We start from the raw sequence: 15,328 nt of genomic DNA on the forward strand, positions 1-15,328 counted from the left end.
TTCGACGTGGCGATGGAGCGGCACATCGGTGAACCGCCCGCCTGTCACTTGACAGTTTTCACCGGCCGTCGGCGCGGTGGGTGTCGCGCGCGTAACCAATTGACGGCACACGTAACTGATGGGTATCGCGCGTTTCTGTCGTGTGACAGAAACGCCGGGGTATACCGATTCACCGGTTCGTGGGCCACGATAGAACCATGCCGCTCACCCGGGCCGGTCGTCCGCGCCTGAACACCGCACGACGCCCCGGCATGTCGGCGCGTGACGAAATCCTCGATGCCGCAGGCGAACTGTTCACCACGCTGGGGTACGCGAGCACCTCGACGCGCCATATCGCGGAATCGGTCGGCATCCGGCAGGCGTCGATGTACCACTACTTCAAGACCAAGGACGACATCCTCTGCGCGCTGCTGAGCCAGACGGTCACCCCCACATTGGGTTTCATCCCCAGCCTGCTGGGTGCGCGGCCGGCGTTGACGGCCGCCGAGCACCTGCACGCGCTCGCGGCGTTCGACGGTGACCAATTGCTCAGCGGACGGTGGAATCTGGGCGCGTTGTATCTGCTGCCGGAGTTGCGCGACGCCCGCCTGGAACCGTTCTGGTCCGACCGCGAACGACTGCGGTTGCACTACCTCGCGCTCAGCCGCGGCGTACTCGATCAGACCGGCGTCCACGAGGCGGCCGCTGATCTGCCGTTCCGCCTGGTGGAGTCACTGGTCAACATGTGGTCGGTGCCCGCGGGCCCGCGGCGCGAGGAGTTGCCGGTCCACGTGGCCGACGCCTGCCTGCGGGTGCTCGGGGTCCCCGACGGTGCCACCGCCGCCCTGCGGGCCCGCAGCGGGGAGGCGGTGCGGGACTACACCCGCTCACTGAGTGCGTTGCCGGTGACATCGGTCAGATAGCGCCGCCAGTCCCCGTAGGACGAGATGTCCTCACCGGACTCCCAAGCGTCGAGCGCGCAGCCGAACCCGACCACCTCGGTACCGTCGGCCAGCGTGACCCGGCCCAGCATCATCGGGGCGGGCAGCGCCGCGAGGAAGTCTCCGAGCATGGCGGCCCCGATCAACCACAGCTCACCGCCGATCGCCGCACCGGATGCCGCGCCCACCCGCATCAGGCCGGGTTTGGGCGGGTCGGTGTCCAGGCGCGAGAGGCGGTAGAGCGGGGCGGTGAGCACGGGTCCGACCCAACGGGCGCCCCGCTGGTCCAGCTGCCACGCCAGCGGCTGGCCACGCAGGTGCGCGCCGACGACGAGCAGCGGTACCGCCTGCAGTCCGGCACGCATCGGCCAGACCATCTGCCGGACAACAGGATCCGAGTGCGCCATGACACGGCGCGCGATATCGAGCGCCAGCGCGTCGGCGCCCGCTCGGGCGACCACCGACACCCCGAACTGCGCGCCGTCGACGGTCCCGGACGGCACGGCGACCGCGCACATGTCCATGAGGTTGCAGAAGTTGGTGTACGTGCCCAGCCGCGAGTTGACCCCGATCGGATCGGCCTCGACCTCGGCGATCGTCGGGTGTTCGGTCGTGGTCGGGATCAGCAGCGCATCGCAGTCGCCGAGTTCGGCCATCGCCACGGCGGTGAGTTCGGCCAGGCGCACCCGGTCGCGCAGCAGCCGTGTGGCGGGGACCGTACCGGCCGCCGAGATGATGGCACCCACGGTCGGGTCGACCTGGTCTGGGTGGGCGTCGACGAACTCCCCGACCGCTTCGTGGCGTTCGGCCACCAGGCCGCCGTCGTAGAGCAGTCGCGCCGCCTCGAGGAACGGGGTGAGGTCGATCTCGCGGACGCTCACGCCCCGCTCCTCGAGCCGGGCCCTGGCGTCGCCGAATGCGTTCTGCCAGGCTGGATTCAGGCCGGGCAGTTCACGGGGTACGGCCACCCGCGGCTCGGCCGGCGCGCCGAGTGGAGCCCCGGGCGGGAACGGCCGCGCCGCCGTCGTCTCGTCGGCACCCGCCAGCACGCCCATGGCGGCGTCGGCGGTGTCGAGGTCGCGGGCGAAGACGGTGACGCAGTCGTACGAGCGGCAGGCGGGCACCACACCGTCGGTGGGCACCACACCGTAGGTCGGTTTGATCCCGACGATGCCCTGCAGTGCGGCGGGGACCCGCCCGGATCCCGCGGTGTCGGTGCCGATCCCGACGTCGACGATGCCCAGGGCGACCGCGACCGCCGATCCGGAACTCGACCCGCCCGAGATGTATTCGGGCCGGCGGGCGTCGCGCACCGCGCCGTGCGGGCTGCGCGTGCCGACCAGCCCCGTGGCGAACTGGTCGAGGTTGGTCACCCCGATCACGACGGCACCGGCTGCGCGCAGGCGCGCGACCACCGGGGCGTCGGCAAGGGCGGCCTCGCCGGCATAGCCGGGACAGGCCGCGGTGGTGGGGATGCCCGCGACGTCGACGTTGTTCTTCACCGCGGCGGTCAGACCGGCCAGCGGGAGGCCGGCTCCCGCCGCAACGGCGGCATCGACGGCCCGCGCGTCGGCGAGCGCGTCGGCCAACGGCCGCAGGGCGATCCAGATCTCGGGTCGCGCGGTGGACTCGATCGTGGTGTACGCGGCGTGCACGCGGTCGACGGCGCTCATGCCGGGATCCCGGCGAGGTCACTGTCGCCGTCCAGGACGACCAGCGGTGTTCCCGGCTCCACCTGGTTGCCCGCCTCGACGAGGATGTGGGTCACCACGCCGTCGGCGGGCGCCGTCACGACGGTCTCCATCTTCATCGCCTCCAGCGCCAGCAGTGCCTGTCCGGCGGTCACCCGTTCCCCCACGGCGACAGCGACTTTCCACACGTTCGACGAGAACGGGGCGTCCACGCGCTGCGCGCCGTCGTCGAGGACGAGTTCGGTGGTGTCCGCGGCCCGCGACTGCGCCCGCTCGGCGCGGTCGAACTCCCCGGCCGCCGCCCACGCCTCCCGCTCGGTGGAGAACGCGGCGCTCTGGCGGGCCCGGAACTCGGCGATGGAGTCGGCGTTGTGGGCCAGGAAGCGCTCGTGTTCGTCGAGGGAGAACGTGCCGTCGGTGATCTCGACGCTGCCGCGGCCGGCGGCGAGATCGGCACGCAGGTCGAGCAGTTCCTCGGCCGACACCGGATACCAGGAGATGCGGTCGAAGAATCGCAGCAGCCATGGGTGGCCGGGTTCGAACGGCGCGGTGTGGCGGTGGGTGCTCCACACCTGCGTGGTGCGGCCGACGAACTGGTACCCGCCCGGCCCCTCCATCCCGTAGATGCACAGGTACGCACCACCGATACCGACGGAGTTCTCCGCCGTCCAGGTGCGGGCCGGATTGTATTTCGTGGTGACCAGGCGGTGGCGGGGGTCGAGTGGAGTCGCCACGGGCGCACCGAGATACACGTCACCGAGGCCCAGCGTCAGGTACTCGGCGGCGAACACGATGTCCGCGACGTCGTCCTGGGACGCCAATCCGTTGACGCGCCGGATGAATTCGATGTTGGACGGGCACCACGGCGCGTCGTCGCGCACCCCGGACATGTACCGCGCGATCGCCTCCCGGGTCGCCGGATCGTCCCAGGACAGCGGCAGCCGCACCGACCGGCTCGGTACCACCAGCTCCGAGGTGGCGGGCAGATCGTCTTCGAGTTCGGTCAGCAGTCCGAGGAGGCGGTCGATCGGCAGCTGTTGCGGGTCCACATGCACCTGCAGTGAGCGGATACCCGGTGTGAGGTCGACGATTCCGGTCACCCGCGTCTCGGCCAGCCGGCTGTGCAGGGCGTGCACGCGGGCGCGCAACGCCAGGTCGAGCACCATGTCGCCGTACTCGATCAGGAGGTTGTCGTCACCGCTGCGACGGTAGGTGACGCGGGGCTGACCGTCGCGGCGGGCCAGGACGCCGTCGTCACCGTCTCCCCCGGTCGCGAGCAGTGCCGGTGCGCCCACGTCGCTGCGCGCCGGCGCGTCCGCGGCGCGCACGGGCACGAACCGCACGGTGTCGCCCGGACGCAGCTGGCCGAGCTTCCATCGCTCCGCGGCCACCACCGTCACCGGGCAGACGAAGCCACCGAGACTGGGCCCGTCGGGGCCAAGCAGGATCGGGGTGTCGCCGGTGAAGTCCAGTGCGCCAACGGAATACGGGGTGTCGTGGATGTTCGACGGGTGCAGTCCGGCCTCCCCGCCGTCGGGCCGGGCCCAGCGCGGCCTCGGCCCTTCGAGCCGGACGCCGGTTCGGGCGGAGTTGAAGTGGACGCGGTACTCCGCGGCGAACAGGGTCTCGATGTCGTCGCGGGTGAAGAACTCCGGCGCGCCGTGCGGGCCCTCGGTGACGGCCAGCGTCCACCGGGAGGTCAGGGCGGGGCGCATCGCGGGGTCGACCGGGCCGCCCCCGCAGCCGGCGTCGGTCGACGGCCGCGCGGCCCGCAGCACGTCTCCGGCGACCAGGGGCCGGCCGCCGTGGCCACCGAACCGGCCCAGGGTGAACGTCGAGGCGCTGCCCAGGTAGGCGGGGATGTCGAGGCCACCGGCGACCAGCACGTAGGTCCGCAGGCCTGCGCTCTCCGGGGCGCCGACGTCCAGCACTCCCCCGGCCGGGACCTCCACCGGCTCCCACATCGGCACCGGCCGGCCGTCGACGGTGATGCGGCACTCGGCGCCCGTGACACACACGACGGTGGCGTGGGTGACGCGCAGCGCCGGCCCGGATGCGGTGCACTCGAGACCCGCTGCGCCGTCGGGGTTGCCGAGGGCACGGTTGCCGAGCCGGAAGGACAGGTCGTCCATCGGGCCGCTCGGCGGCACGCCGACGTGCCAGAGCCCGACCCGGCCGGGCAGGTCCTGCACGGTGGTCAGCAGGCCGGGGCGTTCGACCGTGATTCGGGGCCGGGTGTCGGCGACGTCGGCGAGCGTCGCGGTGCTGTGCCGGGCGGCGCGGACGTCTCCGTGGGTCACAGCCGCGCGCAGCGCGCCGATGTTGGTCTCGATGCCGTGCAGCACGATGTCGTCCAGCGCGGCGCCGAGTCGCTCCAACGCCTCGTCGCGTCCGGTGGCGGTGGCGATCACCTTGGCCAGCAGCGGATCGTAGAACGAGGACACCTCGGTGCCGTCCTCGATCCAGGTGTCCACGCGTACGTCGGCGGGGAAGGACACGGCGGTCAGCGTTCCGGTGCTGGGGCGGTAGTCGCGTGCCGGATCCTCGGCATACACGCGGGCCTCCAAGGCGTGGCCGTGCACCGGCACCGCACCGGTGGCCAGATGGGGTCGCAGCATGTCGGTCTCGCCGCGGCCGAGCCGGAACATCCACGCGGCGAGGTCGATTCCGGTGACGGCCTCTGTCACCGGGTGTTCCACCTGCAGCCTGGCGTTGACCTCGAGGAACGACGCCTGCTGCCGGACCGGGTCGTAGACGAACTCGACGGTGCCCGCGGACCGGTAGGCGACCGAGGCGGCCAGCGCCCGAGACGCCTGGTGCAGCAGGGCGCGGACCGGGTCGGGCAGCGCCGGCGCCGGCGCCTCTTCGATCACCTTCTGGTTGCGCCGCTGCAGGGAGCAGTCGCGGTCGCCGAGGGAGACGACGTTGCCGGTGCCGTCGCCGAAGATCTGCACCTCGACGTGGCGTGCGGTCTCGACGAACCGTTCGACGAACACCCCCGCGGTGCCGAAGCTGCGGGCGGCGAGGCGCGCCACCCGCTCGAAAGCCGCGCGTAGTTCGACGGCGTTGCGGCACACCTGCATTCCGATTCCGCCGCCGCCGCCGGTCGCCTTGAGCATGACCGGGTAGCCGATGATGTCCGCGGCGTCGAGTGCGGCGCCGGCGTCGGCGAGCAGATCCGATCCCGGGAACACGGGCACCCCGGCGTCGCGGGCCGCGGCGCGGGCGGTGTGCTTGGTGCCGAACACGCGCAGTTGCTCCGGCGTCGGGCCGACGAACGTCATCCCCGCGGCCTCCACCGCCTCGGCGAAATCGCCGTCTTCGGAGAGAAATCCGTAACCGGGGTGGATCATGTCGGCGCCGCTGGCGAGCGCGGCGGCCAGGATGGCGTCGATGCGCAGGTAGCTGTCGCCTGGCGCGGACGGCCCGAGCCGCACGGCGTGATCGGCGAGCCGCACGTGCGGGGCGCCGCGGTCGGCGTCGGAGAACACCGCCACGGTACGCAGTCCCAGCAGGTGCGCCGAACGCAGGAGGCGCACGGCGATCTCGCCGCGGTTGGCGATCAGCGCGGTGCTCACGGGCGGGTCACGATCATACGCACCGGCGTGGGGTTGAAGGCGTTGCAGGGGTTGTTGATCTGCGGGCAGTTGGAGACGAGCACGAGTGTGTCGATGTCGGCGCGCAACGCGATCCGCTTACCCGGTCCGGACAGGCCGTCGACGATTCCGAGCGCACCGTCGGGGTCGACGGGCACGTTCATGAACCAGTTGATGTTGCTCGCCAGATCGCGGGCCCCGAGCCCGTGGCGGGCGCCCTCCACCAGGAAGTTCTCCATGCAACCGTGCTGGGCACGGGTGTGCTGTCCGTAGCGCAGTGTGTTCGATTCCTTCGAGCACGCGCCGCCGAGGGTGTCGTGGACCCCGACCTCGTCGGCGACGACGGTCATCAACGCCGCCCCGGTGTCGGCGCGCAGTACCGAGCCGGTGGTCAGTGCGATACGGCCCTGGCGGGCAATGGTTTCCGCGGCGGAGTACCGCACCGCGGTGTCGGCGGCCGAGTACAGCAGGCAGTCGACGGCCTGGTTGCCCTCGAGGTCGACGATGGTCAGCACGTCGCCGGCGGAGACGACCGCCGACCAGGCCGCCCGGGCGGGGACGGTCTCGTCGAGCACGGTCTGTCCGGGAACGGGGGCCTCGATGGTGGTCACAGCACTCCTCGGGCGACGAGATCGGCGTCGGTGTTGGCGATCGCCTGGCGGTGTTCGGGGCCCAGTTCGCCGATGAGCTCACCGGCGGCGAGCCGGCCGAGGTCGGTTGCGGCGGGCCAGGCGTGCAGCTGCAGGGGTGAGCAGGTGAATTGCGGGCGGGGATCCAACGGGTGCGCGGTGTTGGCGAGCAGCACGATGGTGTCGACGTGGAGCAGCAGGTCGACCGCGGTGCCCGGACCTGCCGACCCCTCCCACCGCAGGACGCCGTCACCGCCGGCGCGCACGGATTTGAAGAACGATACCGACGGCACCAGATCACGTTGTGCCATACCGTTTTTCAGCGCGGCGAGCAGCAGCAGCTCGCGGCCCGCCGGAGCCGGTGACTCCGGGGCACCCGACCCGTACTTCGCCTCGTTGCCGGCGAGCGTCGTCGTGCCCGCGAGCGCATCGTGATGCCCTGAGGTGTCGGCGACGACGGTCGCGAGCACCCGCCCGAAGCCGCTCAGCAGCGGGTGACCGGGCCCGAGGTATGCCTGCCACGGCACCTTGACGGTGTCGGCGACGTTGAGCCGCTCGTGTGTCGCGTCGGCGCGGTGCAGGAGAAGATGCGCGCAGGCGTCACCGTCCACATCGGTCATGCGGATCCGCGTACCGCGGGCCAGCACCGCGGTGGTGTAGCCGCCGGGCGCCACCGTCTCCGACCACACCAGGCGTTCGGCCGCAACGCCGTCGGGTGCGGTCGGACTGCTCGACGCCGGAACGTGACGCATGTGGTCGGCGGTGCGGCCGTGCTGGGCGCGTGCGTGCGCCCGCGCGCCGGCGGTGGTGGCGGTCGACGACGTCGCTGCACTGCCGTCGGACGCGCGGAGATCGCTGGTCAAAGGTGCTCCCGGGGATCGCGGGGCCGGCGTCGACGGCGGCATTTCTGTCACCTGACAGTTTTCGTGTCGGCCGATCGCCGGTGGTTGCCGAGAGGTAACCGATCACCCGCGAAGCGTTAAGAACGCGGGGCGCGTGTGACTGTCGTGTGACAGGAGACCCGCCCGGTCGCTACCCTTCGCCGATGTTCCACGTGCTGACACTGACCTACCTGCAACCGCTCGACGTCATCGACCGGAGCCGGCCCGCCCACCTCGAATGGCTCGCAGGAGAAGTGGACTCCGGCCGGATCCTGCTCGCCGGCCGGGTCGAGAGCCAGACCGGCGCGGTGCTCGTCACCGGCGATCTCAGCGCTGAGGAGGCCGATGCGCTCGCAGCAGCCGACCCGTACACGCAGGCCGGAGTGGTGTCCTACGCGCGCACCTCGTTCAACGGCGCGTTCCGCGCGCCGGGCCTCTAGGATCGGATTCACACCTCCGATCGGGAATCGATCGGCCCCCGCGAACCGTTTCCGCACCGGGAGCGCCGCAGCGTCGCGGCCGAATTTGCGATTACCGAACAAAGAGGACGAATGGGTACCACTGTTTCCGCTTATGCCGCCACGTCGGCGACCGAACCGCTCACCGAGACCACGATCACCCGGCGTGACGTCGGACCTCATGACGTGGCGTTCGACATCCACTTCGCGGGCATCTGCCACTCGGACATCCACACCGTGAAGGCCGAGTGGGGGCAGCCGAACTATCCCGTCGTGCCGGGCCACGAGATCGCCGGCATCGTGACCGAGGTCGGCGCCGAGGTGACCAAGTACAAGGTCGGCGACCGGGTGGGCGTCGGCTGTTTCGTCGACTCCTGCCGCGAATGCGACAACTGCCGCGCCGGGCTCGAGCAGTACTGCAGCACCACCGGCATGGTCGGTACGTACAACGCCGTCGGCCGCGACGGTGAGCCCACCCAGGGCGGCTACAGCGGCGCGATCGTCGTCGACGAGAACTACGTGCTGCGCATCCCCGACAACATGGCGCTCGACGAGGCGGCTCCGCTGCTGTGCGCCGGCATCACCACCTACTCCCCGCTGCGGCACTGGGGCGCCGGCCCGGGCAAGAAGGTCGCCGTGATCGGGCTCGGCGGGCTGGGCCACCTCGCGGTGAAGATCGCCGTCGCGATGGGCGCCGAGGTCACCGTGCTGAGCCAGTCGCTGAAGAAAATGGAGGACGGGCTGCGCCTTGGCGCGACGGACTACCGCGCGACCAGCGACCGCGAGACGTTCAAGGACCTCAAGAGCACGTTCGACCTGATCCTCAACACGGTCTCGGCCAACCTGAACCTCGCCGACTACCTCGGTCTGCTCAAGGTCGACGGCACGCTCGTCGAGCTGGGCATGCCGGAGGACGCGATGAGCGTGCCGGCCGGCGCGCTGGTGTTCGGGCGCCGCAGCCTCGCGGGCTCGCTGATCGGCGGCATCCCCGAAACTCAGGAGATGCTCGACTTCTGCGCCGAGCACGACGTCCGTCCGGAGATCGAGGTCGTGACCCCCGACTACATCAACGAGGCGTACGAGCGCGTGCTGGCGAGCGACGTGCGGTACCGGTTCGTCATCGACACCGCCTCGCTGCGGAGCTGACCTTCCACATACGAAACGGCCGGAGTGCGCATCGCACTCCGGCCGTTGTCGTATCTGGTCGTCAGACGCCCAGCGTGCGCTGGATGTCGGGCTTCATCGCGTTGAGCTGCGAACCCCAGTAGCCCCACCCGTGAGTGCCGTTGGGCGGGAAGTTGAAGGTCGCGTTGCTGCCTCCGGCACCCTGGTACGCCTGCCGAAAGGCTTGGTTGCTGTCCTGAGTGATGTTCTCGAGCAGCTGGCCGGGGATGTCGCCGCCGCCGCCGAGGTCCCCCGGCCTGCCGTTGCCGGTGTACACCCAGAGGCGGGTGCCGTTGGCCGCCAGCCGACCGGCCTGCAGGGTCGGGTCGTTGCGCTGCCACGCCGGACCGCCACCAGGCCCCCACATCGCGGTGGCGTCGAAGCCGCCGGCGTCGCGCATCGCGAAGCCGACCAGCGTCGGCCAGATGCCCTGAGACAGGTTGAGGAATCCGGAGAGCGAGCCCGCGTAGCTGAACTGGCCCGGATGGTAGGCGGCCAGGATCAGCGCCGAGCTGCCCGACATGGACAGGCCGACGACGGCGTTGCCGCTGGGCGAGATGCCCTTGTTGGCGGCCAGGTACGCCGGCAGTTCGGAGGTCAGGAACGTCTCCCACTGGTAGTTGTAGGTCTGACCGTTGCCGACGGCCGGACCCTGCCAGTTGGTGTAGAAGCTCGACATACCGCCGACCGGCATGACGACCGACAGTCCGGATTCGAAGTAGTTCTCGAACGCCGCGGTCTCGATGTCCCAGCCGCTGTTGTCGTCACGGGCACGCAGCCCGTCGAGCAGGTAGACCGCCTTGGCGCCACCGCCCTGGAACTTCACCGGGATGTCGCGGCCCATCGCGGCCGACGGCACCATCAGCGTCTCGACCGGCAGACCCGGCCGTGAGTACGCGCCGGCCGTCGCCGCCCCGCCGGCAGCGGCGACCAGACCCGGCAGCATGAGGGCTGCCAGCGCGCCGGCCACCAGCCGACGCCGCACAGTGTGCATGAATCTCATCGTGTTCTTTGCCATCCTCTTGAGGCCCGCCGCACCGGCGGGTATTCCGTTGGGAAGGTGTACGGACCGGCACTGAGCTGCCCGGTTCCGGATGCCGCTGCTTGGCATCCCCGCATTCGCAGACGGTTCACCGCAAGCGGTACCGCCACCTAGTACGTCGCGGGTACATGCCCCGGTGTTACGACGATGAAACGCGCGCCCGTCGCGGTCAGTGTTTTGTCACGGGTCGCGGCGGCGCTGGTGACGTGCGCATCGCTCTACGGTGTGATCGACCGCGCGGTGGTCAACCACCCGGCCCCGTAGGTCGCCGATCGTCACCCCTCGCCACCGAGCTCGCTTCGGTCCCGTTCGTTCTCCGCGGTGTCCTGGGCCATCACCGACCCGTCGAGCCACTTCTGGACATCGCCCCCGAGGCGGTCCGCGGACAGCTGGGCGAAGTTCAGCGCCTGTACCGCCATCGCCGCCAAGACCTGCATAGCCCGTCCGCTGTGGTGGATCTCCGCCATCAGCGCGGAGAGCTCGTCATTGTCATCGGCGTTCAGCGCCGACAGGTACCGGCGAGCGTCAGCGAACTCCCGGTCGACGTGGGCCAGCCTCCGCCGGAAATCGTCGGGCGAGGGCAGCTCTGCGGGCGTCTCGGTCATGGGCTCTCTTCCGGTGGCAGGCGAACCCCATTCTTGGTGTTGGCATTCCGTACTTGTCCAGAAAGGCGTGCTGCCCGAGCGGTCGTACTCGGCGATCGCGGCCAACACGTCTTCTGCTTGGACATCCCCTCGCGCCCTGGCGTCACACGGTAGTCAATCGGTCGGACATGGCCCGACGGTGAAGTCCCCGGACGATGGATCTGATGCAGGTCTTCCGGACCGCAGATGGACGTAGTTGTCAAGGAGGCTTGCATGCAGATCGTCTTTGCCTGGAGTGGCGGCACCGCCAGGTTAACAGCCCTTCCCTGGCGTTGCACCCTTTGCCAGATTTACGGTACTTTGCGGATGGGCGGAGGCGTTCGATGGGGGGTTAATGAGGTATTTGCCTGTCAGCATGCACACCTTGGGTACAGCGCTAGCGATTAAATCGGCTCGCACACGCTGGCCTCATCCGTGACCGCTCTGTCCGATAAGGAGAACCAACTTTGAGCAAGGATGAGAAATGAAGAAAGCAATGGTGGGTTACGTCGGAGCGTTGATGCTCGTGTGGGGTGGCCTGGTGGTCGCCCCGGCAGTCAGCAACGCGCAGAACTGTCAGTGGGATGCGGCTTGGTTCTTCGGGGTCGGGTGCACGCCTCTCGGCCCGCCATCACCCCCGTCGCCGCCGGAGAGCCAGCCGTACCACCCGGTGCGCAACCCTCAGGGCCACGCCTGGAGCTACGAGATGAACGGCATCCACTGGTGCTCGCCGGAGACGCCATCAGAGTGCATCTGACCTGATCGCGTCTAGAGCATCCTCTTCGGCGATCATCAGTCACCCTGGTGGAGATGCTGGAGCCGTAGCTGATGCCTATTGCGAGCTTGGCAACCTGCTCATTGCAGTACAGGTACACCTGTGGGCGAATACCGCGACGCTACTGCGCGATGGTTGCCGACCTCATCCTGACCAGGTGACGGCAACTGTATGAACGCGGCGATCGAATACGTCGTCAGTCGCGGTGCCGAACCCTTACGTCGGCAAGGACTCCACTGAAGTATTCGGCAGCCCCGTGATGGTTGCAGACCTCGCGACGGCAGGTCATACGCCGCCTCTAGAGAGGATTACCTCTCGGAACTGCTGTGTTAGAAGTCCCAGTCCTCGTCTTCGGTGACGACGGCCTTGCCGATCACGTAGCTCGACCCCGAACCGGAGAAGAAGTCGTGGTTCTCGTCGGCGTTGGGGCTCAGCGCGGACAGGATCGCCGGGTTGACGTCGGTCTCGTCACGCGGGAACAGCGCCTCGTACCCGAGGTTCATCAGCGCCTTGTTGGCGTTGTAGCGCAGGAATTTCTTGACGTCCTCGGTCAGGCCGACACTGTCGTAGAGGTCCTGGGTGTACTCGACCTCGTTGTCGTAGAGCTCGAAGAGCAGCTCGTAGGTGTAGTCCTTGAGTTCGGCCTGGGTGGCAGGGTCCTGCAGGGCCAGACCCCGCTGGTACTTGTAGCCGATGTAGTAGCCGTGAACGGCCTCGTCGCGGATGATCAGCCGGATCATGTCGGCGGTGTTGGTGAGCTTGGCGCGGCTGCTCCAGTACATCGGCAGGTAGAAGCCCGAGTAGAACAGGAAGCTCTCCAGCAGCGTCGAGGCGACCTTGCGCTTGAGCGGCTCGTCGCCCTTGTAGTACTGCATGACGATCTCGGCCTTGCGCTGCAAGTTCTGGTTCTCCTCCGACCAGCGGAACGCGTCGTCGATCTCTGCGCTCGAGCACAGCGTGGAGAAGATGTTGCTGTAGCTGCGCGCGTGCACCGACTCCATGAACGCGATGTTGGTGTACACCGCCTCTTCGTGCGGGGTGAGCGCGTCGGGGATCAGGCTCACCGCGCCGACGGTGCCCTGGATGGTGTCCAGCAGCGTCAGGCCGGTGAACACCCGCATCGTGAGCTGCTTCTCGTGGGCGGTGAGCGTGTTCCACGACGGGATGTCGTTGGACACCGGCACCTTCTCGGGCAGCCAGAAGTTGCCCGTCAGGCGGTCCCACACCTCGGCGTCCTTGTCGTCCTGCAGACGGTTCCAGTTGATCGCCGAGACGCGGTCAATCAGCTTCATGCCATCGCTCACCAGAACCCCACTTCACCAGGTGTTTTCGCCAGATCGCCACAGTGCCCCGCGGCTACCGCCGACACTACTCGTAGTAGCCGACACCTCGAGCGAACCCCACATATTGGGTTCGTGGCGTGTCGCGCGCTCAGGCGACGTGCTCGTTGCGACGCACACCCTCGTGCAGCGGCAGGTCGGGGTCGAGGACGATTCCGAGCAGCTCGCAGGTGCCGTTGATCGAGCCGATCATGATCGTCGTCAGATGCGCGACGAACTCCTCGGACGGCATGCGGCGAGGGCTGTCCTGCTCGGTGCCCAGCCACCAGTCGGTGGCCGAGGCGATCGAGCCGAACGCGGCGTAGGCGGCGAGTTCGAGCGCCGCGGCGTCCAGCTCGATCTCGCCCAGCTCGTTGTCGAACATGTCCGCCATCGCGAGCGTGATCTCGCGGCTCTCGTTCAGCGCGCGCATGGTCGATTCGCTCTGCTCGGCGAAGCGGCCCTGGATCAGGAACCGGATGACGTTGGGGTGTTCGTCGACCAGCCGCACGTATTGCTCGACCGCGCGCCGGATCACCGCGCGGCCCGAATCCACCGACAGGTCGATCGACGGGAAGATCGCCGCCCAGAGCATGTCGCGCAGGCGCTGGCCGATGGCCTGGAACAGGTCGGACTTGTCGGTGAAGTGCCGGTAGATCTTGGGTTTCGCGGTGCCGGCCTCTTCGGCGATCTCCCGCAGGCTGACGTCGGGGCCCTGCCGGTCGATGGCCCGGAACGAGGCGTCGACGATCTCCGCGCGCACCTTCTTGCGGTGCTCGCGCCAGCGCTCGCTGCGCGCGTCCACTTTGCCGCCCGGCTCACTGCCGGTGCGGGTTCTCGAGCCTCGTCGCACCCGCCCACTGTACTCGCTCGAGGGTCGCTGACCTGCTCAGAACCCTCCGGCCGCGCGGTAGGCAGGACGCTCTCCCGCGCAGCCGCACACACATCTCTTGGGTACTATCGTCGCGACAGCCCGACAGACGAGACGAGATTCATGACACAGCGATACGACCTGGTCATCGCAGGTGGCGGCCCTTCGGGCTCGGCCGCCGCGTGGCAGGCCGCGCAGACCGGCGCCAAGGTGGTGGTCCTGGACAAGGCCGTGTTCCCGCGCGACAAGCCGTGCGGCGACGGCCTGACCGCCAGGGCGGTGAGCTACCTGCAGAAGATGGGCCTGGCCGACGAGGTCGCCACCTTCCACCGGGTCAACCGCGTCACGGTCTTCAGCCCCAGCGAGTGGGAGCTGTCGTTTCCGAAGCGCCCGGGCATGCCCGACCACGGCCACACCGTCAGCCGCACCCACCTCGACACCGTGCTGCTCAAGCACGCCGAGTCCGCCGGTGCGGAGATCCGTCAGGGCGCCGAGGTCGCGGGCCCCGAACTCGATGCCAACGGCCGGGTCATCGGCGTGACGCTCAAGGGCGGCGAGAAGGTCTACGGCGACGCCGTGATCGCCGCCGACGGCGCGTACTCCCCCATCAAGCGGGCGCTGAAGATCGACTCGCAGTACAACGGCTACTCGGCCATCGCGATCCGCTCGGAGATGCACGCCAACCGGCCCGACTCCGACAGCCTCGACATCTATCTCAAGCTGGCGTTCCAGGGTGATCAGCTGCCCGGATACGGCTGGGTGTTCCCGATGGGCGACGGGGTGTTCAACATCGGGCTCGGGTACGTCAACAGCTACAAGAACTGGCAGTCGATCAACGCCACCCAGTTCCTCGGCGACTTCCTGCGGACGCTGCCCCGAGAGTGGGAGCTTCCGCCGATCGAGGAGCTGAAGAAGAACAAGAGTGTGCGGGCATGGCGACTGCCGATGGGCTTCACCGCATGGCCGCCATGGCGTCCGGGCGTGCTGTTCACCGGCGACTCACTGGGCGCGGGGAAGCCGGCGTCCGGCGCGGGCATCTCCAAGGCGCTGGAATCGGGGCTGGCCGCCGGTGAGTGCGCGATCGCGGCGCTGACCAACGGCGGACCCGACGATTTCACGAACTACGCGCAGCGGATGGAAGCCGCGTGGGGCCGGGAGTACAAGCGGGGCCGCTACTTCCACAAGCTGGCCGGAATCCCCGCGGTCGCCAACAACGGCATCAAGTTGATCGACAACGCGTTCTTCCGTGACCGGATGCTCAAGTCGCTGTACAAGAAAGAGCAAGGGCCGCAGCACAAGTACTGAGATTTCCGCCCCGCCGAGTTGTCGGCGCGCGCCGGGTGTGAGCCTTCGGGTTCA

13 protein-coding genes are annotated in these 15,328 nt (G+C 69.0%); 5 read left to right on the forward strand and 8 right to left on the reverse strand.

What is annotated here, in order from left to right; genetic code table 11:
* Positions 1-197: 197 nt before the first annotated feature.
* A complete protein-coding gene (locus tag G6N30_RS12195; protein ID WP_134053093.1) occupies positions 198-902 on the forward strand; it encodes a TetR/AcrR family transcriptional regulator in 705 nt (234 codons plus the stop codon).
* On the opposite strand, the gene atzF is transcribed toward G6N30_RS12195, so the two are convergent.
* Genes atzF through G6N30_RS12215 form a run of 4 tightly spaced genes read right to left on the reverse strand, consistent with a single transcriptional unit; the run spans position 857 to position 7,741 of the window.
* Entirely contained in the window at positions 857-2,593 is a 1,737-nt protein-coding gene (gene atzF, locus G6N30_RS12200; RefSeq protein ID WP_134053095.1) for an allophanate hydrolase, read from the reverse strand. The two genes, G6N30_RS12195 and atzF, sit on opposite strands and share 46 nt — an antisense overlap.
* On the reverse strand, positions 2,590-6,189 hold the full coding sequence (uca, locus tag G6N30_RS12205; RefSeq protein WP_134053097.1) for an urea carboxylase: 3,600 nt from the start codon (positions 6,187-6,189) through the stop codon (positions 2,590-2,592). Before uca ends, atzF begins: the two co-directional genes overlap by 4 nt.
* Positions 6,186-6,818 carry an urea amidolyase associated protein UAAP2 gene (locus G6N30_RS12210; RefSeq protein WP_134053098.1) on the reverse strand — a complete coding sequence of 211 codons (633 nt, stop codon included), beginning with the start codon at positions 6,816-6,818 and terminating at the stop codon, positions 6,186-6,188. Before G6N30_RS12210 ends, uca begins: the two co-directional genes overlap by 4 nt.
* Positions 6,815-7,741 carry an urea amidolyase associated protein UAAP1 gene (locus G6N30_RS12215; RefSeq protein WP_134053100.1) on the reverse strand — a complete coding sequence of 309 codons (927 nt, stop codon included), beginning with the start codon at positions 7,739-7,741 and terminating at the stop codon, positions 6,815-6,817. The genes G6N30_RS12210 and G6N30_RS12215 overlap by 4 nt, the downstream gene beginning before the upstream one ends.
* A gap of 140 nt (positions 7,742-7,881) precedes the next feature.
* Between G6N30_RS12215 and G6N30_RS12220 the strand changes: the two genes are divergently transcribed.
* Positions 7,882-8,157, forward strand: a complete 276-nt coding sequence (locus G6N30_RS12220; RefSeq protein ID WP_134053102.1) for a YciI family protein — start codon at positions 7,882-7,884, stop codon at positions 8,155-8,157.
* A gap of 111 nt (positions 8,158-8,268) precedes the next feature.
* Positions 8,269-9,321, forward strand: coding sequence for an NAD(P)-dependent alcohol dehydrogenase (locus G6N30_RS12225; RefSeq protein ID WP_134053104.1), 1,053 nt, complete (start codon positions 8,269-8,271; stop codon positions 9,319-9,321).
* Between the two features lie 61 nt (positions 9,322-9,382).
* Here G6N30_RS12225 and G6N30_RS12230 read toward each other — a convergent pair whose 3' ends face one another.
* A complete protein-coding gene (locus G6N30_RS12230) occupies positions 9,383-10,342 on the reverse strand; it encodes an alpha/beta hydrolase (RefSeq protein ID WP_134053106.1) in 960 nt (319 codons plus the stop codon).
* 314 nt (positions 10,343-10,656) lie between these two features.
* On the reverse strand, positions 10,657-10,986 hold the full coding sequence (locus G6N30_RS12235; protein WP_134053108.1) for a hypothetical protein: 330 nt from the start codon (positions 10,984-10,986) through the stop codon (positions 10,657-10,659).
* Between the two features lie 502 nt (positions 10,987-11,488).
* Here G6N30_RS12235 and G6N30_RS12240 point away from each other — a divergent pair.
* Positions 11,489-11,761: a hypothetical protein gene (locus tag G6N30_RS12240; protein ID WP_134053110.1), complete on the forward strand. Its 273-nt coding sequence runs from the start codon at positions 11,489-11,491 to the stop codon at positions 11,759-11,761.
* A 347-nt stretch (positions 11,762-12,108) separates the two neighbouring features.
* Here the strand turns inward: G6N30_RS12240 and nrdF are convergent, their stop codons facing one another.
* Complete coding sequence (gene nrdF, locus G6N30_RS12245) at positions 12,109-13,071, reverse strand: class 1b ribonucleoside-diphosphate reductase subunit beta (protein WP_134053112.1); 963 nt, start codon at positions 13,069-13,071, stop codon at positions 12,109-12,111.
* Positions 13,072-13,210: 139 nt separating this feature from the next.
* Positions 13,211-13,951, reverse strand: coding sequence for a TetR/AcrR family transcriptional regulator (locus G6N30_RS12250; RefSeq protein WP_134053114.1), 741 nt, complete (start codon positions 13,949-13,951; stop codon positions 13,211-13,213).
* A gap of 141 nt (positions 13,952-14,092) precedes the next feature.
* Between G6N30_RS12250 and G6N30_RS12255 the strand changes: the two genes are divergently transcribed.
* Positions 14,093-15,274, forward strand: a complete 1,182-nt coding sequence (locus G6N30_RS12255; protein WP_134053116.1) for an NAD(P)/FAD-dependent oxidoreductase — start codon at positions 14,093-14,095, stop codon at positions 15,272-15,274.
* Positions 15,275-15,328 lie beyond the last annotated feature (54 nt).

It is taken from the genome of Mycolicibacterium litorale, assembly GCF_010731695.1.
GTDB classification, from domain to species: domain Bacteria; phylum Actinomycetota; class Actinomycetes; order Mycobacteriales; family Mycobacteriaceae; genus Mycobacterium; species Mycobacterium litorale.

Bases quoted from the DNA above. Each gene is read 5' to 3' on its own strand.
- G6N30_RS12195 (WP_134053093.1), top strand. From the start codon at position 198: ATGCCGCTCACCCGGGCCGGTCGTCCGCGCCTGAACACCGCACGACGC.
- atzF (WP_134053095.1), bottom strand. From the start codon at position 2,593: ATGAGCGCCGTCGACCGCGTGCACGCCGCGTACACCACGATCGAGTCC.
- G6N30_RS12215 (WP_134053100.1), bottom strand. From the start codon at position 7,741: ATGCCGCCGTCGACGCCGGCCCCGCGATCCCCGGGAGCACCTTTGACC.
- G6N30_RS12220 (WP_134053102.1), top strand. From the start codon at position 7,882: ATGTTCCACGTGCTGACACTGACCTACCTGCAACCGCTCGACGTCATC.
- G6N30_RS12225 (WP_134053104.1), top strand. From the start codon at position 8,269: ATGGGTACCACTGTTTCCGCTTATGCCGCCACGTCGGCGACCGAACCG.
- G6N30_RS12230 (WP_134053106.1), bottom strand. From the start codon at position 10,342: ATGAGATTCATGCACACTGTGCGGCGTCGGCTGGTGGCCGGCGCGCTG.
- G6N30_RS12235 (WP_134053108.1), bottom strand. From the start codon at position 10,986: ATGACCGAGACGCCCGCAGAGCTGCCCTCGCCCGACGATTTCCGGCGG.
- G6N30_RS12240 (WP_134053110.1), top strand. From the start codon at position 11,489: ATGAAGAAAGCAATGGTGGGTTACGTCGGAGCGTTGATGCTCGTGTGG.
- nrdF (WP_134053112.1), bottom strand. From the start codon at position 13,071: ATGAAGCTGATTGACCGCGTCTCGGCGATCAACTGGAACCGTCTGCAG.
- G6N30_RS12255 (WP_134053116.1), top strand. From the start codon at position 14,093: ATGACACAGCGATACGACCTGGTCATCGCAGGTGGCGGCCCTTCGGGC.